This is a genomic window from Petrimonas sp., from assembly GCF_963921705.1.
GTDB classification, from domain to species: Bacteria; Bacteroidota; Bacteroidia; order Bacteroidales; family Dysgonomonadaceae; genus Petrimonas; species Petrimonas sulfuriphila.
Window position 1 is genome coordinate 72559 of record NZ_OY997410.1, and the last position, 22475, is coordinate 95033.

The window sequence follows — 22475 nt, forward strand, 5'->3', positions numbered from 1 at the left end:
CTTTAAAACAGAAGTTGCTCCCATTTTTTGAATACCACAGCGTGCATTTTACAGGTATTGCGTCCTACTCAAAAAAACGATTCACTTGATTATTTTTGATAAAAAACCTGTTATCTTTGTCACTGCTAACAAGTTTGCATGTTTAAGAACAGTACGGATCGGGTGAAGTAAATAACCTTTGCGCAAGCAGCCAAAGGTTATCCATCAGTTTTTCCTCAGGCAGATTCCTGCCGGAGTAGTATTTGTTATATCACCATATTATTCAAAAACATCATGAGCAACGAAAACATTTCCATACACGACTTCGACTTCAACCTGATCTGTGAATATTTCACCAACCTTGAACGACAGGGACCGGGAAGTCCCGAAGTAACGCTGAAGGCACTCAGCTTCATCGAACCCCTCACCGATACTGCCCGCATCGCCGACATCGGCTGCGGCACCGGGGGGCAGACCATGACGCTGGCACAACACTGCCCGGGGCAGATTACCGGCATCGACCTCTTCCCCCTCTTTATCGATCTCTTTAACCGGAATGCGGCCAAACACAACCTGCAAGACCGGGTGAAAGGGATTACTGGAGATATGGCTTCACTTCCATTCAAGGAGGAGGAGCTGGACCTGATCTGGTCGGAAGGGTCGATTTACAATATTGGTTTTGAAAAAGGATTGAACGAATGGCGAAAACTGCTGAAGAGAGGCGGGTATATTGCCATATCGGAAGCCTCCTGGTTCACTGTGGAACGTCCTGCCGAGATCCACGATTTCTGGATGGATGCCTATCCGGAGATCGACACCATCTCCCACAAGGTGGCACAGATGGAGAAAGCAGGCTATGTTCCCGTAGCTACCTTTATCCTGCCGGAAAACTGCTGGACCGACCATTTCTATGCTCCGCAGGTTGCTGTGCAGGAGATGTTCCTGCAGCAGCATGCGGGCAACCCCACGGCCGAGATGCTCGTCCGGGAGCAACGTCGCGAGAAATCGCTGTATGACAAATACAAGGAGTACTACGGATATGTCTTCTATATCGGGAAGAAGATCTGACATCATTTGACGGAGGGTAAACCCTATCAAGGGTTACCCTCTTTTTTAATGCGACTCATGTAAGAGCAAATTTTAACCGGTAACGACTTATGGACTTTAGCTATGGAACCAAAAATGCAACTGAGAGACCCGGAAATAATTCCCACAGAAAGGGTACTGAATGACGTATTGGGCAATTCAGTCTACAGCGTCCTGGCATCGTTCCTCGGAAGGATTACAAGCCCGGAGTATGGGCTGAACATCGAGTGGAGGTATTACAACGACGGGAAAGCATGGCTCGGAAAAATAACACAAAAGAAAAAAACCATTCTCTGGCTTTCCATCTGGGAAGGATTCTTCAAGACGAGTTTCTATTTCACCGAAAAGCATCTAAAATCCTTTGCCGAACTGGATATTTCGAAAACCAAAAAAGAGGAGTTCGCCGCGATGAAACCGATAGGGAAGTTATTCCCCCTGACAATTGATATCAGCTGCAAGGAACAACTTGCCGACCTGTTTACCGTTGTCGGTTTCAAGAAAAGCCTTCAATAAGTATCACGAAGTATAAAACTTTTCCAGCCGTTCCACTTCCGGATGAAAAAGAGAGAGGGTCTTTTTGGGCATCTCCAGCGCCTGCGCCTGCATCGCACCCATCCAGGCTACCACCTCCCGGGGCTCCGTCAGAGCATGCATAGCGAGCAACTGATTGTAAAGGCGGATATGGAGCAGTTCGGAAGGTGTCATACGTTTTCGGTTTAAAAGACCAAATGACCAATTTTTTTTCAACAAACCCGGTTGACAAAAAGTATATGCGTATCTTTGTCCCGATAAAATCAGCTGTATGGATATACTTACACTTGCCGCAGAGAATCAACAAACGGCCTGGCAAATACTGAAAGAGACAGGGATTGTTCAAACCTGGGAAAAGGCAGGAGCGACCGTGAACCTGGTAGGCTCACTCAAGTCGGGCCTGTTGATGAAAAACAGGGATATTGATATGCACATCTACACGGACAAACTCAGTGTATCCGAAAGCTTCTCCGTTATCCAGGAATTGGCAGAAAGGTTATCTTTGAAGGAAATTCATTATAAAAACCTGATTGACACCGAAGAGGAATGTTTCGAGTGGCACGTTTTATATGAACACAACAACCGGGACACCTGGAAATTTGACATGATTCATATCCGAAAGGGATCAAGATATGACGGTACGGTAGAGAGAGTTACAGATGCCATCACCGAACGCCTGACACCAGAAATCCGCAAGACAATCCTTCAACTGAAACAGGAGATTCCGGAGGGTATCGTGATTCCCGGAATAGAAATTTATCACGCTGTTTTTGAGGGAGATGTAAGCAGTTATGAAGAACTTGAACAGTGGAGGAAGAACCATCCGTTGATAAACAGCCTGGACTGGCTTCCACAGGATCTTCAAAATCCCGTTCCAAGGACAAAGTAGGTTTTTTTAGCGGCCTGCTTACCCTCTTTGCTCAACATCTTTTGAATACCGGTCACATCCGATTGGTCCATTTTTTCATCAACGATGACCAGACCATTTTCTACAATAAACATCATCTCTTCCGTATCGTGCTTCCTCGTTGTGGTACGCACCTGAAACCTGGCCCCTTTTTCGCTTACCCGGTCGTTTCCAACTTTTGCCGGGGCAGCAAAAACCCGCGGTACGGCATAAAAAAGCAACAACGGTTTGCTCTCCCTGAGCTCGTCGAAAGAAACACCTTTTCGGGCAGAGACTTCCTTCAACGCTTCTTCGTAAGCCTGGGGCAAAACCTCCCGTATAAACGTGATGATAAAAGCGGTTGAAGAGGCCTTATCATGCTGCAGCGAGATATAAAAAGGGTTGTCGCTGTTTTTTTTCATCGTCTCCACAATCATCTTCTTCAACACCCCGACCGACGTAGCGCTCATCCCCTCCTCTTGGGTTTTGAACCACTCGGAACCGCCGTAATTTGTATACATTACCGCATTGACCGAATTAATTAAAACAAGGATCAGGTTTCGATTGTCAGCCGCCCTGAAATCAATATCTTTCGGTTCAATACCTTTCTCTTTACAGTACTTCCACACCTGCTCCCAATAAAAATAGGGATTAGACTGCACCTGTTGCACAATTCCTTCAGGATCATTCGCCTGAAGAGAAGTAAAAGTAATCGACAAGGGAAACTTTTCCGCTACTTCTTTCGGAGAAGCATTCTTTTCCTTCGAAACAGCTCCGCACGATCTGCCGTACACCTCACGCACAGCCTCTTTCACCAGTGAAACACTCCGCATAGGGGTATCATTTTCGGCTCCCAGAATAAAATCGACAGGTGCCGGGGTGTTTTCATTAAGCTTCCCAGTGATTAGCCCGCTGAAAGCTTCTACTAAATCCATCCTTTCGTTCACATCAGCTACTTGTATCAAAGCAGTATCCGCATTTTCACTCATAAGGAACAACTGCCCCTTTGCATCCAGATACAGGTAAGCCAGGTAATTTTCTTTCTGCACCCTTCTCACCGAAAGAAAATAATCCACGGCCGCTTTTCGTTCCAGATAACTTACAAACTGATCTTTCACACTTTCAGGCTGAGAAAACGCCAATAAAGCAACGACAACCAACGGCACGGCAACCAACACTTTGAGCCGCGCCCATCTCGATGATTCTGTTTTTAACATCATAGCAATCCTGTTTTTAATTTTTGATTGATTAAACCCGTTGACTACAGAAGTGAAGCGCCTTTCGCCAACGGCTTTTTTTACCAGTAACAATTGATACTTTTGAGCTTCAATGCCAGCTTCAATCACCGCATTATCGGCTTCGTATTCATGGATCTCGCGTAAATCGCGGCACAACAGCCAGACCATTGGATTAAACCAGTGGACAGCAAGAAAAAGTTCCGAAAAAAAGACATCGATATTGTGTTTCTGGTGGATATGCATTTTTTCGTGCAGGATAATTTCGTCGGGATTCTCCAGATAATCTTTCTCGGACAATACGATATAACGGAAAAAACTAAACGGAACGATACTCCCGGAACTGACAATCAATTTATAGCCTTCTTTCTCGATCCTTCTGCTCTTTCCAAGCAGACGATACAAACTGATAAAAGAGGCTCCCAAGCGCAACAGCATTATTCCTACACCCAGCCAATAAATCACAGTCAATGCCGTAACCGGGGAGACCGGCCTTCCAATGCTTACACCGGTCGTGTGCTGCGAAACAGCCGCTTCAGGGTTGGCACGCTCAACCCGCTCATCTTCCGGCAATACGTATCGAGCCTCAGGGCTTTTAAGTTTTTCCGGTAACAGCAACTCTTCAAACTGAAAAACAGTTTGCTGAAGAGCATGCGACTGACTCAGTTTCAGTTTTACAAAAGGTAAGATTGTGCAGACGATTAATCCTGAAATCAACGTGAAACGCGTAAAACGAAAGAAAGTCTCTCTCATCAACAACAACCGGAAGAATACGGAGAAAGCAATCAGGCAAATGGTTGCCTTGGCCAGGTATACCATAAGGTTTTCCATCTTCGGAAGAATTATTTTTTACCTCTTTCAATTTTCCTTATCAGGTCTTTCAATTCACTGATCGACAACCGCTCCTCTTCGATCAATGTAGAGACCACATGGGTATAAGAGTCATCAAAGTATTGGGAAATCACTTTCTTCAGTGCCCTGCCTTTATACTCATCCTGCGACACAACGGGAAAATACTGATACGTATTTCCATACGCTTTATGGCTTACAAAATTCTTTTCTTCAAGCACCCGGATAACGGTAGAAACGGTATTGTAATGAGGTTTAGGTTCCGGATAAACCTCAAGGATTTCGCGGACAAACAAAGGTCCTTTATCCCATAAAATCTGCATCACCTCTTCTTCTTTTTCGGTTAATCTCATCATAAGGCTTTGTTTTATACGATTCTCATACAAATGTAAACATACTTCCTAAAAAAACAACTATAAAAATTAATAATATAACTATATATAACAGTTTTACATACTGTTTTAATAGTTGTAAACGGTTAAAGAAAAATTAGATATCATTTACGCCCTTGAATATGCTCAATAACCGGAACTGTTTTTCTGAGCATCCATAACTTTTGCGGATCAACCAAAAAATTTAAAACAGTTTTTCAATAACTTACAAATTTTTCAATGAAAAAACGTACCTTTGCATCCCAGAAAAAGATTGTTTTATGCAAAAAATACGCAATATAGCCATTATCGCCCACGTTGATCATGGTAAAACTACCCTGGTGGACAAAATGCTCCTGGCCGGAAACCTGTTCAGGGAAAATCAGCACACCGAAGATTTAATACTTGATAGCAACGACCTGGAACGTGAGCGGGGCATCACCATTTTATCCAAAAATGTTTCCATTCAATACAAAGACGTAAAAATAAACATTATCGATACACCCGGACACGCCGATTTTGGCGGTGAAGTGGAAAGGGTGCTGAACATGGCCGACGGCTGCCTGCTGGTAGTAGATGCTTTTGAAGGCCCCATGCCCCAAACCCGTTTTGTTTTGCAAAAAGCGTTAGAGATAGGATTAAAACCGATCCTGGTTATCAACAAGATCGACAAGCCTAACTGTCGCCCCGAAGAGGTACAGGAAAACGTTTTCGACCTGATGTTCAGCCTTGATGCTACCGAAGACCAGCTCGACTTCCCTACTGTTTACGGCTCGGCCAAACAGGGATGGATGTCCGACGATTGGAAAAAACCGTCAACCAACATTATTCCTCTGCTCGACGCCATCGTCAAATATATCCCCGCACCCAAATCGCGGGAAGGGACACCGCAAATGCTCATCACCTCACTCGATTATTCCAATTACGTGGGCAGGATCGCAGTGGGCCGGGTACACCGGGGTACTCTTGAACCCAACAAGGATTATGCGCTTTGTAAACGCGATGGCAGTATCAACAAGATCCGGATAAAGGAAGTAGATGTGTTCGAGGGATTGGGAAGGGTCAAAACCGATGCTGTTTTGTCGGGCGATATTTGCGCGTTGATCGGTATCGATGGGTTTGATATCGGCGATACGATCACGAATCTGGAGAAACCGGAACCGCTCGATCCGATTGCTATCGACGAGCCCACCATGTCGATGCTCTTTACCATCAACAATTCTCCTTTTTTCGGACAGGACGGCAAGTACGTGACGTCACGCCACATTTACGAAAGGCTGATGCGTGAGTTGGATAAAAACTTAGCGTTGCGTGTGGAAGAAACCGGCAGCTCCGATTCATGGACGGTGTTCGGACGGGGTGTCCTCCATCTGTCTGTACTGATCGAGACCATGCGGCGTGAAGGCTATGAACTACAGGTGGGGCAGCCCCAGGTGATCATCAAAGAGATCGCCGGGGAAAAATACGAACCGGTAGAACAACTCACTGTAAACCTTCCCGAAGAATCGGCAAGCAAAATCATCGATATTATCTCCCGGCGGAAAGGCGAAATGAAAAGCATGGAAAGCAAGAACGACCGCATGCACATTGAGTTTACCATCCCCTCGCGCGGCATTATCGGATTAAACAATATCGTTCTCACGCTCTCTGCCGGGGAAGCCATCATGGCACACCGGTTTCTGGAATTCCAACCCTGGAAAGGTAACATCGAAAAGCGCCAGAACGGATCCATTATTGCCGGAGAATCGGGCAATGCCTTTGCCTATGCACTGGACAAGCTCCAGGACCGGGGACATTTCTTCATCGAACCCCAGACCGATGTGTACGAAGGACAGGTGGTCGGCGAGCACAGCAAAGAAGGCGATTTAGTGGTAAACGTCACCAAATCGAAAAAACTGACGAACGTACGCGCATCGGGAACCGATGACAAAGCCCAACTGGCTCCGCCGATAATTTTCAGCCTCGAGGAAGCACTGGAATACATCAAGGAAGATGAGTACGTGGAAGTTACGCCCAAAGCCATCCGGATACGAAAGATCCTTTTGGACGAAAACGACCGGAAAAGGGTGGCAAAGAAAGTCTAGAAGCGTCTCCGCTTATTTGATCAGGGCAATAAACTCTTCCCGGGTTTTTTGCTCTTTAAAAACTCCGGTAAAATCCGAAGTAGTGGTGATGGAATTTTGTTTTTCAACACCACGCATCTGCATACACATATGTTGGGCTTCAATCACCACCATCACGCCCATCGGGTTAAGTGTTTTCTGAATACACTCCTTGATCTGGGTGGTCAGCCGTTCCTGAACCTGCAAACGCCGGGCAAACACATCCACCACCCGGGCAATTTTACTTAATCCTGTAATGTATCCGTCAGGGATATATGCCACATGGGCTTTCCCGAAAAACGGCAACAGGTGATGTTCACATAACGAGAACAGGTCGATATCCTTTACGATAACCATCTGCCGGTAATTCTCCCGGAACAGTGCCGAACGCAATATCTCTTCGGGGTCCTGGTAATACCCCCTTGTCAGGTGTTGCATCGCTTTGGCTACCCGGTCGGGCGTCTTGATCAGCCCATCACGGGCTACGTCTTCACCCAGCAGGGTGATCACCTCTTTCATGTGATCCGCTATGATTGACTTTCTATCCTCTGTTTCTTCCGGCGACATGGGCTAAATTATTCTTGAAGTTGATCGACAGGTATTTTCACCTCATCTATGACAATGTACATCTCCTTGCCGAAAGCAGGAAAAGTCTTCCGCATATCGTTCAAAACCGCGGTAGCGTCTTCGCGGGTTTTAAAGTTTCCAACTCGCAGCCGCCAGAAAGGAGAATCAAAAGTAACAACGGTCTCCTGTCCGGGAAAGGACGTATTTATGAGCCCCTGTTTATAATATGCCTCATTTTTTGAAGTCCGCTGGTTGTTTCCGGAGAATGCCTGAATCTTAAATCCCCGCATTTTCACATACTGAACCGATCCGTCACCGGTAGCGTAAACCGTTCTCGCCGGTGCCATACTCCGTCCCAACACCTCCGCAATGGCTTTATCCTCAAAAACCATCACCCGGCCCTGACCGGGTTTTACGGCATTCAGGTCCGCTATGATCTCTTTGTGTTGTTTTTGCGATTGTGCTGTTGCGTTAAGACAAAATACCAGCAACAACGGCAAAAGCAATAGGTTGTATGAAAACTTCATAGTGAAAAAATTTCTGCAAAGATAGAGAAATACCACAGACCTGAGTTCAAATCTGTGGTAAAATTCTTTAATGCATTAAAAAGCCTCTATAATGGGCATGAACTTATCAACCCCCAAGGATGCTCCACCAATTAACCCGCCGTCAACATCGGGATTGGAAAATAATTCTTTCGCATTTGACGCGTTACAGCTTCCTCCGTAAAGGATGGACGTATTTTCAGCCACCTCTTCCTCATACTTTTCGGCCAGAGTTTTGCGGATAAACGCATGCATTTCCTGTGCCTGGGCAGCCGTTGCTGTCTTTCCGGTACCGATGGCCCAAACAGGTTCATAAGCCAGTACGATCTTGGAGAAATCCTCTTTCGACAAGTCGAACAACGACGATGTAATCTGCGATTTAACCACATCGAAATGACGGTTGGCTTCACGTTCTTCCAACACTTCTCCGATACAGAAAATGGGGGTAAGGTTGTTTTCCAGCGCTAACAATACTTTCTCTTTCAGTATACCTACTGTCTCGTGGTAATATGCCCGGCGTTCGCTGTGCCCTAAAATCACGTATTTCGCTCCCGTGCTGGCCACCATCTCAGCCGAAACCTCACCGGTGTATGCTCCCGATGCCTTGTCGGCACAGTTTTGCGCTGCCACGCCAATTTTTTCCGTATCAATGGCATTAGCCACGCTTGCCAGATGAATAAACGGAGTTCCGATAACCACCTCGCAATTCACCTGTTTCCCTTTTAAGGCCGCATCCAGCTCTTGTGCCAATGTCAACCCTTCCTGCAAGTTCTTGTTCATTTTCCAGTTGCCTGCTACAATCTTTTTTCTCATAATTGTTGTTTTTATAATATATAAATGTGCGTATTGTTTATTTAATTTGCAAATCATCGCATTGGGAGCTAAACCCTCGACTTACATACCTCATTTTTAACTATATATATTAGCTACGAATATATATGAAACTATATTTTTTTAGTATAGCCCTTTTTTATAGCCGGGAGCCCCGACCGCTTTCCCTTAAATTCTTCCAGTTTTACCAGTAAAAGCGGAACAATAAATATCAGGAGTATAACCATCAGTTTACCCCAAAAGTTCATTTTCCATCCCTTGGCTTTCAGCAACTCTTCTCCCCGCTCCGATTCGAAATCGGGAACTTCACTGTCGTCCCACTTATTGATGACGTTGCCGCCCGACAGTAACAACAATCCCGGGTTGGAACGGATCATCGTTTTCAGCACTCTTTCGTCTGCATGAGCAAAGCGGAAACCGGCGGGGTGCCGTGCACTCCACGCCTCGATAGAATCGACCGGCGACGAAGTAAGGCAATAAAAACCGTAACCCTTTTTTTGCGCGAACCCGGCTGCTCTCCTGAAATCGTCCAGATGTCTTTTGTTCATCTCCTCCAACGAATGCGAAACCATCAGAAACTGATAGCCCGTGTCCGACAAGAGTTGCTGTGTAATATCGTCTCCGGCAACAAAACCCTGCAACAGACTGTCGTAAGCCAATGCCGAGACCTGAAAATCCTCTATCCTGGGTTTCTCACCCTCTTGAATCAGCTTGGTCTTCATCTCCACAAACGTCCACGTAGAGTCGTTCCACGGATAGTCCTCCTCTGTAAATTCCTGTTCAACCCCACCCTTGCTGTAAATAAAAATATTTTCCACAACATCGGCCTTTGCAGGATCGATATACATGTTTTCCGGAATATTGGCCCCGATATGATACGGACGAAAATCGAAAACAGGCAGTTTAACCACGTTGTAAACGGAAAAGGCAAACCCAAAAACAACCGTATAGGCACCTGCCTTCCAGGCGGATCCGACAGAAAACAACGGCATGATTCTCGGGTAATAGCGTAGCAAAACGACCGCACAAACTCCTAAAACGATATTTTTATAAAACGTCTCCCAATTACTGATGATTAGCGCATCGCCAAAACAACCGCAATCCTTGACCGGATTTTTCAACGCAATCCAGAGCGTGAGCGGAAGGAAGATAGCCATAAAAACAGCCGCGAGCCGGACAGTGGGCTTGCGATAGATCCCCAGCAGCAAAAAAACACCCAGCGAAAACTCAAGGACAACCAAGGTAACGGCTGCCGGCAGCGCCAGGGGAAATAGGCCCGGGAGGTCAAAAGAAACAAGATAATCCTGAATCTTATAGGTGAAACCCAACGGGTCAACGGCTTTCACAAATCCCGAAAAAGCAAAGGTAATCCCAAGAATAATCCGGGACAATTCCGTCAGAAATTTCACAAGCTTTTCGCGGGAATTCATCGTTGAGCCTCTGTACTGATTAATGATAATTATAAAAAACTATTCTTCCCCGAAATGGAGTTTTATCAATCCAAACAAGGCATAGTTAACGATATCCGTATAGTTAGCATCAATACCTTCAGACACAATGGTTTTCCCTTGCTTGTTCTCCATCTCTTTGATCCGGAACAGTTTCGCCAGTATCAAGTCGGTGTATGAGCTGACACGCATACTGCGCCACGCTTCATCGTAATCGTAGTTCTTGGCGTACATCAACTCCTTAGCTGCGGTGATGTATTTATCGAAAAGCTGCAGTGCTGTTTCGTTGGTAATGTCCACACTGTCGGCATACCCCAGCTCGAGCTGTATCAACCCCATAATGCCGTAATTAACTATTCCGATGAATTCCGGAAAGATACCCTCGCCCACCTTGCTTTCCTTCTTGATCTCCAGTGAACGAATCCGGTTGGCTTTAATCAACAACTGATCCGTTACCGATTCAGGACGTAAAATCCGCCATGTAGGCCCGTAATCACTCGACTTCTTCTCAAACATGTTTCTGCAAATGGCGATCACCTCATCGAATTGCCGGTTTGTTTCACTCATAGGAATAGCACTGTTTTTTTATCTTTAATGAAGCCACAAAGTTAAACAAAAAAAGAAAAAGGTACAAGCTCAACCTCCTGCACCTTTCCCTCTTAATTAGAAATTCTACTTTATGAAACTCTTAACGATTTCCCTATCCGCAGCGTGGTCTTCGGGGTAATGTTGTTCATGCTGCACAACCTCGATACGGATAAGCCGTGTCTTCTGGCGATAGCTCCCAGCGTATCTCCGCTTTTAATCCGGTGATATTTCACTGTTCCCGAAACATATTTGTTGTTGGCGGTAGAGGTGGGTTCTTTATAATTGCTGGCATTGGTAAGCACCCTGCTGCTTTGGGATGTTTTTCTGTAGCTCGAATTGGTAACCAGGTACTCGTCGCGATGGCACACCTTGTTGTTGAAGTCGATCAGGTAATTCGGATTGATGGGTTTTCCCAGGAACCGGGTCTCGAAGTGCAGGTGCGGACCGGTAGACCTTCCGGTGTTCCCGCCCAAAGCGATGGGTTGCCCCGACTTGACAAAGTCGTTTTCCTTCACCAAAAACTTCGATAAATGTCCGTAAACCGTTTCCAATCCGTTTACGTGACGTATTACCGCATAATATCCATACCCTCTCCGTTCATATTGCTGCACCCTGACCTTTCCGTCGAAAGCAGCGTAGATGGTGTCGCCCACCTGCAATTTCAAATCGATACCGTAATGGTAGCGGCGGCTCCCCCTTCTTCCGAAGTTTGAAGTCATTCTTCCCACGTGAGGCATGGAAAAGTTAGTCAGGTTGACGATAAAAGAATCGGGAGCATTTTTTAAAGCACCGTAAATATCCACATGGGCATTTTTCCATACTCCCCCGTAAATATCGTCACACGGAATTTCGTTTACATCGAATGCTTCACGAGCCGCTTCGGCTTCCTCAAGGACAGACAAGTCCATTTTGAGCTTTATACCGTCGGCAAATAATCCTTCCTGATTTCCTAAACTTGCACTGTGTAATTGTTTGTAATTAACTTCCGGTCTGGATTGTGCGGATAACTCCACTTTTGATTGAGCGAACGCGCTCAACGTAAAAAATACCAAAGAGGCGGAAAACAATACTTTTACCTTAGATAAATTCTTATCTCTCTCCATAATAAGATATAGCTGAGAATGGCCTTTAGTTACAACTTAATTAATTTACTGATGTCAGACTTCATCGTTAGCATAAAGATTAACGAAAGCCGGTGATGGATAGTTAAAAATCTCGTTTTCCGAAAAAAAGCGTTTCAATTCTGCCTCTGCCGTCTCCGGAGAATCAGATGCATGAATAATATTCTCCTGCACACTGACGCTGTAGTCTCCCCGAATGGTTCCTGGCTGAGCTTTTCTTCCGTTTGTCGGCCCTGCCATCATCCTCACCACTTCAACCGCTTCTAAACCTTCCAACGCCATAACAATGACCGGACTTACCTGCATTGAATCTTTGATGCGTTTGAAGAATGGCTTTTCCTTTAAGTGAGCATAATGTTCTTCCAATATTGAGTCAGACAAAGACACCATCTTCATTCCCACAATTTGAAGCCCTTTTTTTTCAAACCGCGAAACAACTTCACCTACAATGCTCCGTTGTACCGCCGAAGGCTTAAGAATTACTAATGTTTTCTCCATTAAATCTGACAATAAAAAAAGAAAATGACCTTTGAATAACGATTTTTTTCCTTAATCCTTACCAAAGTAAATTGTTTCCTTTTTTTTGACCAAATTATCTTTCAATAAATTTTGGCACTCAAACCCTAACAAAGTTAAATTTTTGTTAACAAAATGATGCAAATATCTCATTAGCTGTTATTTAAAATGAAACATGTTTTAAAACATAAATCGCCGCTTTTAACTTTTGCATAGTTCAGTTAACATTCGTTTGAGTGCAATTGATTATTTACGACAAGGATAACTTTTCGCCCACCCTCCACTGTTTTTTTGGTAAGCAACTCATTGACACTGCATCGCTTTTTTTCTTTTTTTAATAAGATCTGCTAATTGTTTTTCTTACCTTTGTCCAAATTTTCGGTTGAGTATCATTTTTATCACGAAATAATGAAAAAATACAAACTTATCAATACAATTTCAGGTTGGGTTGTTTTTGTAATTGCCGCTGTTGTTTATCTGATGACCATTGAACCAACGGCCAGTTTCTGGGACTGCGGCGAATTTATCTCATCGGCCTACAAACTGGAGGTAGGGCATCCTCCCGGCGCACCCATTTTTATGCTTCTCGGGAACTTGTTCACACAATTCACCAACGATCCCGGACAGGTGGCAAAAATGGTTAACAGCATGTCGGCCCTTCTAAGCGCTTTCACCATCCTTTTCCTGTTTTGGACCATCACACACCTGACCCGCAAACTGGTGATGGGGGAGAAAAACGATGCGTTCAGTCTTGGGCAAACTATCGCCGTGATCGGCAGCGGCCTGGTAGGTGCGCTGGTCTACACATTTTCCGACACGTTCTGGTTCTCAGCTGTAGAGGGTGAGGTATATGCCTTTTCATCGATGCTCACCGCACTGGTTTTCTGGCTGATACTGAAATGGGAAGAAAATGCGGAAAAACCCGATTCCGACAAATGGATCGTACTGATTGCCTACATCATGGGACTCTCTATAGGCGTTCACCTGCTTAACCTGTTGTGTATCCCCGCTATTGTGATGGTTTATTACTACAAAAAAACCGAAAACCCCACCTGGAAAGGCGGATTATTTTCGTTGTTCCTTTCTTTCGGGTTGATCCTTATTTTGATGTACGGAATTATTCCGGGATTTACCAAAGTGGGTGGATGGTTCGAACTTTTCTTTGTGAACACACTGGGCATGTCCTACAACACGGGCGTTGCCGTTTACCTGATCCTGCTGGTGGCAAGTATCGTCTGGGCCCTGTTCGAGAGCATCTCCGACAGGGGCGATATAAAAAGGGCTAGAATTGCCTTTTTGTTGAGCATCGGCCTTTCCGGTATTTTATTTATTGGAGGCAGTATCTGGTTGTGGCTCGTTCTTATTGCCACAGCCATCTATTTCGTTTTCTCCAAAAACAAGCTAAACATCAAGTTTCTGAACCTCTCCATGTCGAGCCTGCTGGTTATCCTTATCGGATTTTCAGCATATGCCATCATTCCGATCCGGTCATCGGCCAACACCCCGCTCGACCTGAACTCACCGGAGGATGTGTTCTCCCTCGGCAGTTACCTCAACCGAGAACAGTACGGACAAACGCCCATCATTTACGGGACTACCTACGCTTCGCAAATTGTCAGGGACAATCAAGGGCGCGCTGAAATTTCAAAAGAGAAAAAATCGTACAGCAGGGTATTGCAAACGACTGAAAACCAGAAAGACCGGTACGTAGAATCCAAGATACCCACATACAAGTACACCAACACCATGCTCTTTCCGCGCATGCATACCCACCCGTCGGAACCGGGATACGGCAACCACATTCAAGGGTATGAGATTTGGGGCGGCATTACCGATAGAAGTAAAAAACCCACGCTGTTCGACAACCTGAAATTCCTGTTTAACTACCAGATTAATTTTATGTACTGGCGTTATTTCATGTGGAATTTCTCCGGCAGGCAAAACGATATCCAGGGAGATGGCGGAATTACCAAAGGGAACTGGATCACCGGAATCAAATTTATAGACGGGCCTATCCTTGGCCTGGGGCCGCAGGACAACATTGCACCCGAGGTCGCCGACAGCAAAGGGCACAATAAATACTACCTGTTGCCTTTCCTGTTGGGGGTTATCGGCATAATTTACCAGCTGAACCTGAAACGGAAAGGGAAGCAAAGTTTCTCCATCGTCTTTCTGTTGTTCTTTATGACAGGATTAGCCATCGTGCTGTACCTCAACCAAACGCCTTACGAACCCCGCGAACGGGATTACGCTTATGCCGGATCATTCTATGCCTACGCCATCTGGGTGGGTATAGGCGTTGCCGGAATCAGTCGATATCTCCGCAACTACATCAAGAATACCACGCTGTCAGCTACGCTGGTCAGCGCGGCCTGCCTGCTCGTCCCCCTTCAAATGGCGGGACAGAACTGGGACGACCACGACCGTTCCGGGCGAACCCTGGCCCGCGATACCGGCATGAACTACCTCAGCAGCGTAGAACCGGATGCCATTCTCTTTACCAATGGCGACAACGACACCTACCCGCTTTGGTACGCTCAGGAGACAGAAGGCTTCCGCACCGATGTCCGCGTCACCAACTTAAGCTTCCTGCAAACCGAATGGTACGTGGATCAAATGCTCCGTCAAGCATACGAATCCGCACCGCTACCCATCAAATGGGACAGGGAGAAATACTGGGGCGATGCGGCAAGTGCAGCTTTCGTAGTTACGAAAAACGAAATCCAGAACGTACTTAAACAGAACAACATACCCAGCATTTCTTACGGACAGTATTACGACGTAAACGCCTACCGGGACAGCATTCCCCTCAAGGAAATAATGGAAAACCTGCGTACGGGCCAATACAAACCGGCAAATCCGTTCAGCACGGGAGATACTCAGATTATCCCTTCCAACAGGCTCTACTTAAACGTTGATTCGGCAACAACGGATTGGAAGGCATTCAACTCAAGGCCGGCAGACAAAATGTTCCTCAACCTGGGTGAGAAATCGGCTCTTTACCGACAGGAAATGATGATTATGGAAATGCTGACCAATATCAATGACGATAATTGGAAACGCCCGATCTACTATGCCACCACGGTCGACCGGAACCTGTATATGAACCTGCAAAACAGCAATTTCTCCCTGACGGGATTAGCCTATCAGATTGTTCCGGGAATTCCGCAAAGCGGTGGCGTGAACACTGAAAAGGCTTACGACAACCTGATGAACAAATTCCGCTGGGGCGGACTGGAAGAAAATCCGGACATCTACCTCGACGAAACCGGCCGACGAATGATTTCCACGTTCAGGCTCTACTTCAATCAACTGATCGAAGCCCTGACCGAAGAAGGCAAAAACGACAAAGCCATTGCCGCGCTGGATAAAGTAACAACGGTCATGCCGGGAAAAGCGGTAGCCTATGGCAACGACGGCATTATGTTCGCCCGGGCTTATTACCGGTTAGGCGAAACGGAAAAAGCGCAGCGGCTGATGGACGAAATCGAGGAAAGGCTACAGAAGAACCTGAGTTGGTATGACCGGCTGACCCCAAGACAAATAAGCAATACGATGGTTGATATCTACTACAACGTCAACTCGCTGCTGCTGATAGCATCGGTTTACCAGGAGTTCGACAAGCAGAAGTACAAAACCTATACGGACGATTTACTGCAACGGGCCCAGACGTATTACATGCAAGGGGCGGGATATGTAGGCGATGTGATTTTAAAAGACATAACAGACAGTTCCATTCGCGGATATTACCGTTCGGAAAACGATACTGCTCAACGGGCTTCGGAAGAGGCAACCATGCAACAGGCTTTAAAGCTGATGCAGCAGTTCAGCCCCCGGCTACTGGAGCAATACAATAAACAACAGTAAACAGTTATCCGAAGCATCTTCTATGTTGATTGAGCAACCTCCCCATTTATACAGGATGCTGTTTCCGAATGCAGTCTGGAGAATTGAAAACCCTGTACGGAAAACAGTTTATCTCACGTTCGACGACGGGCCTATTCCCGAAGTGACGCCCTGGGTACTCGACTTGTTGGACAGATATGGCGTTCAGGCCACTTTTTTCTGCGTGGGAGACAATGTACGCAAACACCCCGAGGTATACCGGCAAGTAATTGAAAAAGGACATCGTACGGGAAATCACACCTTCCACCATTTGCAAGGGTGGAAGCACAGCTTAGGAAAATTCCTTGACAACGCCGGTCAGGCAAGAGAACTGATCGACTCATCGCTGTTTCGTCCTCCGCACGGCCACCTCGGGATGAATCAGTGCCGGAAACTGCAGGACGCGGGCTACCGGATCATTATGTGGGACGTTGTTACACGTGATTACAGCAGGTTCATGTCGCCCGGACAGGTTTTGCAAAACGTTAAGCGCTATACCCGGAACGGATCGATCCTTGTTTTTCACGACTCGCTAAAAGCTGAAAAAAACCTGCGATACGCGCTACCCAGGGCTATTGAGTGGTTGTTGAAGGAGGGCTATACATTTGAATTGGTCCCTCTGTAGAAAGGCAAAAAATTTACTGAAAACATACCTGAAACCTGCTTAATCTTTTATCACAATGAAAAGAAGAAAATTTATACGTAATTCTGCCTCGTCAGTCCTGGCCGGGCTGCTTGCCCCGTCATTTTTGCAAAGCAGCAGCTTGTTTGCTAACCGTACAGGGGCAAACGACAAGATCAATGTCGGACTGATCGGATGCCGCAGCATGGGATGGGCCAACCTGTCCGACTTCCTGATCCATCCCGAAATAGATTGCATCGCCCTGTGTGACGTCGATCAGCATGTACTCAGCGGAAGGGCTGCAGATCTCGTTAAGCTCAGGAACAAAAAGCCTGAATTGTATGGCGATTACCGGAAAATGCTGGAGAGAAAGGAGATCGATGTGATCATCATTGGAACGCCCGACCACTGGCACTGCCTGCAGATGACCGACGCCTGCGCAGCCGGGAAAGACGTTTATGTGGAAAAGCCCATAGCCAATTCCATTGCCGAGTGCGATGCAATGGTTGCCGCGGCAAAGAGACACAACCGGGTAGTACAAGTGGGACAGCAACAACGAAGCGGCAACCACTGGCATGAAATGAAACGCTATATCGACAGCGGCAAGCTGGGCAAGATCGCCCAGGTAAATGTATGGGCTAACTTCAATTACGCGGCCATCCTCAACCCGGTCCCCGACAGCCCTGTCCCTGCGGGCGTCGATTTTAATTTCTGGCTGGGCCCGGCACCCGTGAGGACATTCAATGAGAAACGTTTTCACGGCTCGTGGCGCATGTTCTGGGATTACGGCGGAGGGCTGATGACCGACTGGGGAGTACACCTGCTCGACATGGCTCTTTGGGGGATGAACGTAACGGAGATGCCCAACCGGGTCATAGGCTCGGGAGGAAATTTCGCTTATCCCGGGAACTACGCTGAAACGTTCGATACCCTTTCCGTAATATACGACTTCAATGACTTCACCATCCAGTGGAACAACATTGCAGGCACGGAGACCGGGCCTTACGGGAGAAACTACGGCCTTGCCTTTAAAGGCACAAACGGAACATTGGTCATCAACCGCGAAGGATGGGAAGTTATTCCGGAGAAGAACAAGGCTGAACCGGTAAAAGGCGAACCCGATTATCAGGACCACAAAAAGCACGTGGCAAGGTTTATCGAATGTGTGAAAAAACGCGATTTTCAGACAGCCTGTACCATCGAAAACGGTAGCTTGTGTGCTAAATATGCTCATCTGGGCAATATTTCGGCACGTACAGGAGCGACGCTTATGTATGATGACAATAAAAAATCGTTCAACAACGATACGGCCGACAGGTTAATCAAACCCGATTACCGCGAGCCCTGGAAATTTCCAAAAGCATAACGCATAAACAAAAGGTCAACTCACAACATTAAAGAAAAGACAACATGAAACGGCAAAATCTGATCATTTTGACAGGATTAATCGTCCTGCTTCCGCTAAACGCACAGGAAAAAAAATATCCCGAACGCGCACCCATGACACCGGCCATGACCGAATACTGGCAACCCCAACCTCCGGTGGTTACCCCCGATCCCGTCCCATCCGATGCCATTGTCCTGTTCGACGGCAAAAATCTTTCTCAATGGGAGAATTCAAAAGGTGCCCCGGCGGAATGGACGGTACACAACGGCGTTTTCACCGTAAAAAAAGGTACCGGGGATATTCAGACGAAACAGAAATTCAGCGACTTTCAACTGCACCTGGAGTGGCGCATACCCGAAGGCATTAAAGGGGAAAGCCAGGCACGGGGCAACAGCGGTCTTTTTCTGCAAGGTATCTACGAGATTCAGATCCTCGACAACTACCGGAATGAAACGTACGTGAACGGTCAGACCGGAAGTATTTATAAACAAACACCGCCCCTGGTAAACGCGATGCGAAAACCCGGCGAGTGGAATACCTACGACATCATTTACACCGCACCCACATTCAAAAAAGACGGGACTTACCGGACCCCTCCTACCGTAACCCTTTTACAAAACGGCATCCTGCTGCAAAACAATACGATCATCCGGGGTACCACCCCTTATGTAGGATTTCCGGAAGTGAAAGAACACGGTCCCGGGCCCATCAAGCTGCAGGATCACGGCGACCCCAGCCAGCCCATTAGTTTCCGGAATATCTGGATCAGGGAGCTGTAGAGATATCCAGCTTGTTGGATCCTCCCTTCAACGCGTAGCTCTTCCCTTTCCAGACAAAAGATCCGTTTACGTCCCCAGGCAAATTGATTTCAGCCTGTAATCCTTTTCGCGTTTTCCGGTAAATCTCTGCAATTTTATCGGAAGGGAGGGGTATTTCTCCGCCGATCTTTTCAATATCTCCCAGATGCATGTTATCTTAACTTTCTTGAAATAAGGATCGTGCTCTCTCCCCCAGGACAATGCGGAAAAACTTAACATTGGGATGGAGCCCGGGCATTACGACCGGAAGGCTGTGATTCAGCAAAACCGTGGGTTAACTTATGTTCAGAATAAAGATTTTTTTCACTATTCTTCCTTTTTTGAATATAAAACAGTTATCTTTGCACCTTAAACGGAAAATAGCTATCCCTCCTCACAGCTTATTTTAAATAGAACTCTGATTGATAGTTGTTTATCCTGAGAAAACCAACAGTTATTTTTATCAATTACATATGGCTAATCGAATTAAAATCAAGAAAGGCTTGCAGATTCCTTTGTTAGGGAAACCCGAAGAAACACTTCTCGGCAGTATAACAAGTGAATATGTACAGGTGTGCCCGGAAGATTTTCAGGGAATCACGCCTAAACTCAAAGTTAAGGTGGGTGATACCGTGAAAGCCGGACAAGCGTTATTTTTCTCTAAAATGCACCCGGACATGATGATTGCATCTCCCGTCAGCGGAACAGTCACAGCCATCAACCGCGGAGAAAAAAGACGTATACTGAACGTTACTGTCAAAGCCGACAAAGAAAACACTTACGTAGAGTACGGCAAAAGTGAGATCGGTACGTTGCCTCCCGAAGAAATCAAAAAGAGACTGCTCGACGCCGGCATCTGGTTTGTCATCAAACAACGCCCTTACGACGTCGTTGCCGATCCCGGAAAAGAACCGCGCGACATTTTCGTTACCGGATTCGACACGGCTCCGCTGGCCCCCTCATACGATTTCATCCTGAAAGGCCAGGAGGCCGACCTGCAAACCGGGTTGAACGCATTAGCCAGGCTCACCAAAGGAAAGGTGTTCCTCTCCATAAGCCCCGCTACGAAAAACGAAGGGCTGAGGAAAGCCGCAAACGTAACGATAACTGAGTTTGAAGGGCCACACCCCGCCGGAAACACCGGCACTCACATCAACTACCTGGCACCCGTGAACAGGGGCGAAGTAGTCTGGACATTAAATGCCCTGGATGTGTTGTTCATCGGAAGGCTTTTCAACAAAGGCGTGGTAGACCTTACCCGCACCGTAGCTCTTACCGGATCGGAAGTCAAACAAACCGGCTATTACAACATGCTTGTCGGCACGGAGCTGGGCAAGCTCTTTGCTGACAATGTCAACGGAAAAGGCAACCTGAGGTACATCAGCGGGAACGTGCTTACCGGAACCCGGATAGAGGCAGAAGGCGCGCTTCGCGCCACCCATTCGCAACTGACCGTAATACCGGAAGGTGACGATGTTCACGAAGCTTTCGGATGGGCATCCCTGTCGCCCAAACGCTACAGCGCCGGCGCCACCTACCTGAAACTGAAAAAGGCCTATCGCCTGGATGCACGCCTGCTGGGCGGCCCCAGAGCCATCATCGTCTCCAACGAATACGACAAGGTATTCCCCCTGGATATTTTCCCCGAACAGCTGATAAAATCCACCCTGGCATTCAACATCGATAAGATGGAACAGCTCGGGATCTACGAAGTGGCGCCCGAGGATTTTGCACTTTGCGAGTTTGTGGACACCTCCAAGCTGGAGTTGCAGCGTATTGTACGCACAGGATTGGATATGCTGAGAAAAGAGATGGAATAACCGGTACGGCTCTCCGCTCTACGCATTGACAAATATAGAATAACAATAAATTAAAACAGATAAAATAAATGTCGTTAAGAAAATTTCTCGATAAAATAAAACCGAATTTCGAAGAAGGAGGTAAATTTCATTGGTTGAATTCTACATACGATGCCTTTGAAACCTTCCTGTACGTACCCAACAAGACGTCGAAATCGGGAGTACATATCCACGATGCCAGAGACTCAAAACGTACGATGGTTATCGTGATACTCGCACTTATTCCGGCATTGCTCATGGGGATGTATAATGTGGGTTACCAGCATTATCTGGCCATAAACGTTCAGGCAGGCTTTGTGGGAACTTTCCTCTACGGACTTTTAGCCATGCTTCCACAGATCGTTGTTTCCTACGTGGTGGGCCTGGGCATCGAATTTGCCATGGCTCAGATTCAGATGAAGAAGGAAGAAGTGGCCGAAGGTTTTTTGGTCTCGGGATTGCTTATCCCGATGATTTTACCCGTGGACACCCCGCTCTGGATGATTGCCGTAGCCACTGCGTTCTCCGTCATTTTTGCGAAGGAAGTTTTTGGCGGAACCGGATACAATATTTTTAACGTGGCGTTGATCGCCCGCGCATTCTTGTTCTTTGCCTATCCCTCTAAAATGTCGGGCGATCAGGTATGGGTACGCACTGCCGACACGTTCGGCCTGGGTGGAGGAAATGTTGTAGACGGCTTTTCCGGCGCAACACCGCTCGGACAACTTGCCGTATCGGACGCTTCACGTTTCGGAGACTTCTCTTTCCTGGGAATCACAGGTAATCCTTTGTCGTTGTGGGATATGTTTATCGGATTAATTCCCGGGTCGGTCGGTGAGGTATCCACCCTGGCCATCCTGCTGGGAGCCATCCTGCTGATCATCACGGGCGTAGGAAGCTGGAAAACGATGACTTCCGTCTTCCTGGGAGGGCTGTTCACCGTTGCCCTGCTTAATTTGCTCGCACAAAATGCCGCTATGGAAATGCCGCCGGTGTATCACTTCCTGCTTGGCGGTTTCGCTTTCGGGGCTGTATTCATGGCAACCGATCCGGTGACATCGGCACGTACGGAAAAGGGGAAATGGATATATGGTTTTCTGATTGGTGTGGTGGCCATCCTGATCCGTATCTTCAACCCGGGGTATCCCGAAGGCATGATGCTTGCCATCCTGTTTATGAACGCTTTCGCTCCGCTGATCGATTTCTATGTGGTGGATGCCAACATCAAACGCCGCTTAAAACGAGCTGCCGTGAAAAAATAGGGATTCGCGTTTCTGAATAACTACTGAAT

21 protein-coding genes are annotated in these 22475 nt (G+C 46.8%); 10 read left to right on the forward strand and 11 right to left on the reverse strand.

The window, feature by feature from the left end; all coding sequences use genetic code 11:
- Positions 1–273 precede the first annotated feature (273 nt).
- A complete protein-coding gene (locus tag AACM02_RS00255; protein ID WP_339115706.1) occupies positions 274–1047 on the forward strand; it encodes a class I SAM-dependent methyltransferase in 774 nt (257 codons plus the stop codon).
- A 114-nt stretch (positions 1048–1161) separates the two neighbouring features.
- On the forward strand, positions 1162–1578 hold the full coding sequence (locus AACM02_RS00260; protein WP_339115707.1) for a DUF3788 family protein: 417 nt from the start codon (positions 1162–1164) through the stop codon (positions 1576–1578).
- A gap of 3 nt (positions 1579–1581) precedes the next feature.
- On the opposite strand, the gene AACM02_RS00265 is transcribed toward AACM02_RS00260, so the two are convergent.
- Positions 1582–1770 (reverse strand): hypothetical protein, encoded by a 189-nt coding sequence (locus tag AACM02_RS00265; protein WP_339115708.1) that lies wholly within the window; start codon positions 1768–1770, stop codon positions 1582–1584.
- A gap of 97 nt (positions 1771–1867) precedes the next feature.
- Between AACM02_RS00265 and AACM02_RS00270 the strand changes: the two genes are divergently transcribed.
- On the forward strand, positions 1868–2485 hold the full coding sequence (locus AACM02_RS00270; RefSeq protein ID WP_339115709.1) for a phosphoglycerate mutase family protein: 618 nt from the start codon (positions 1868–1870) through the stop codon (positions 2483–2485).
- Here the strand turns inward: AACM02_RS00270 and AACM02_RS00275 are convergent.
- Both AACM02_RS00275 and AACM02_RS00280 read right to left on the reverse strand, forming a co-directional pair.
- Complete coding sequence (locus AACM02_RS00275; RefSeq protein ID WP_339115710.1) at positions 2458–4548, reverse strand: M56 family metallopeptidase; 2091 nt, start codon at positions 4546–4548, stop codon at positions 2458–2460. The genes AACM02_RS00270 and AACM02_RS00275 overlap by 28 nt on opposite strands.
- A gap of 11 nt (positions 4549–4559) precedes the next feature.
- Positions 4560–4922, reverse strand: coding sequence for a BlaI/MecI/CopY family transcriptional regulator (locus AACM02_RS00280; protein WP_071137839.1), 363 nt, complete (start codon positions 4920–4922; stop codon positions 4560–4562).
- Positions 4923–5218: 296 nt separating this feature from the next.
- Between AACM02_RS00280 and typA the strand changes: the two genes are divergently transcribed.
- Positions 5219–7021, forward strand: a complete 1803-nt coding sequence (gene typA / locus AACM02_RS00285) for a translational GTPase TypA (RefSeq protein WP_332456956.1) — start codon at positions 5219–5221, stop codon at positions 7019–7021.
- 12 nt (positions 7022–7033) lie between these two features.
- On the opposite strand, the gene folE is transcribed toward typA, so the two are convergent.
- From folE to ndk, 7 genes are all read right to left on the reverse strand, one after another.
- On the reverse strand, positions 7034–7606 hold the full coding sequence (gene folE / locus AACM02_RS00290; RefSeq protein ID WP_332456955.1) for a GTP cyclohydrolase I FolE: 573 nt from the start codon (positions 7604–7606) through the stop codon (positions 7034–7036).
- An 8-nt stretch (positions 7607–7614) separates the two neighbouring features.
- Entirely contained in the window at positions 7615–8133 is a 519-nt protein-coding gene (locus AACM02_RS00295; RefSeq protein WP_332456954.1) for an SPOR domain-containing protein, read from the reverse strand.
- 75 nt (positions 8134–8208) lie between these two features.
- Positions 8209–8964, reverse strand: coding sequence for a triose-phosphate isomerase (gene tpiA, locus AACM02_RS00300; RefSeq protein WP_339115711.1), 756 nt, complete (start codon positions 8962–8964; stop codon positions 8209–8211).
- Between the two features lie 131 nt (positions 8965–9095).
- Entirely contained in the window at positions 9096–10412 is a 1317-nt protein-coding gene (locus AACM02_RS00305) for a BT_3928 family protein (RefSeq protein WP_339115712.1), read from the reverse strand.
- A gap of 39 nt (positions 10413–10451) precedes the next feature.
- Positions 10452–10997 (reverse strand): DUF1599 domain-containing protein, encoded by a 546-nt coding sequence (locus AACM02_RS00310; protein WP_214062876.1) that lies wholly within the window; start codon positions 10995–10997, stop codon positions 10452–10454.
- Positions 10998–11107: 110 nt separating this feature from the next.
- Positions 11108–12121: a peptidoglycan DD-metalloendopeptidase family protein gene (locus tag AACM02_RS00315; protein WP_214062875.1), complete on the reverse strand. Its 1014-nt coding sequence runs from the start codon at positions 12119–12121 to the stop codon at positions 11108–11110.
- A 54-nt stretch (positions 12122–12175) separates the two neighbouring features.
- Positions 12176–12637, reverse strand: a complete 462-nt coding sequence (gene ndk, locus AACM02_RS00320) for a nucleoside-diphosphate kinase (RefSeq protein ID WP_339115713.1) — start codon at positions 12635–12637, stop codon at positions 12176–12178.
- A 426-nt stretch (positions 12638–13063) separates the two neighbouring features.
- On the opposite strand from ndk, the gene AACM02_RS00325 reads away from it, so the two are divergent.
- The 4 genes from AACM02_RS00325 to AACM02_RS00340 are packed head-to-tail and all read left to right on the forward strand — an operon-like array spanning position 13064 to position 19328.
- The gene (locus AACM02_RS00325) at positions 13064–16522 is read left to right on the forward strand and encodes a DUF2723 domain-containing protein (RefSeq protein ID WP_339115714.1); all 3459 of its coding nucleotides are present in this window, start codon (positions 13064–13066) and stop codon (positions 16520–16522) included.
- A 22-nt stretch (positions 16523–16544) separates the two neighbouring features.
- Positions 16545–17165, forward strand: coding sequence for a polysaccharide deacetylase family protein (locus AACM02_RS00330; protein WP_214062872.1), 621 nt, complete (start codon positions 16545–16547; stop codon positions 17163–17165).
- A gap of 55 nt (positions 17166–17220) precedes the next feature.
- On the forward strand, positions 17221–18528 hold the full coding sequence (locus tag AACM02_RS00335) for a Gfo/Idh/MocA family oxidoreductase (RefSeq protein ID WP_339115715.1): 1308 nt from the start codon (positions 17221–17223) through the stop codon (positions 18526–18528).
- Between the two features lie 44 nt (positions 18529–18572).
- Positions 18573–19328, forward strand: coding sequence for a DUF1080 domain-containing protein (locus AACM02_RS00340; protein WP_332456948.1), 756 nt, complete (start codon positions 18573–18575; stop codon positions 19326–19328).
- Here the strand turns inward: AACM02_RS00340 and AACM02_RS00345 are convergent.
- On the reverse strand, positions 19315–19518 hold the full coding sequence (locus AACM02_RS00345) for a hypothetical protein (protein ID WP_339115716.1): 204 nt from the start codon (positions 19516–19518) through the stop codon (positions 19315–19317). The genes AACM02_RS00340 and AACM02_RS00345 overlap by 14 nt on opposite strands.
- A gap of 301 nt (positions 19519–19819) precedes the next feature.
- Here AACM02_RS00345 and AACM02_RS00350 point away from each other — a divergent pair, with 301 nt between their 5' ends.
- On the forward strand, positions 19820–21166 hold the full coding sequence (locus tag AACM02_RS00350) for a Na(+)-translocating NADH-quinone reductase subunit A (RefSeq protein WP_332456946.1): 1347 nt from the start codon (positions 19820–19822) through the stop codon (positions 21164–21166).
- A 68-nt stretch (positions 21167–21234) separates the two neighbouring features.
- Positions 21235–22446 (forward strand): NADH:ubiquinone reductase (Na(+)-transporting) subunit B, encoded by a 1212-nt coding sequence (locus AACM02_RS00355; RefSeq protein ID WP_339115717.1) that lies wholly within the window; start codon positions 21235–21237, stop codon positions 22444–22446.
- Positions 22447–22475 lie beyond the last annotated feature (29 nt).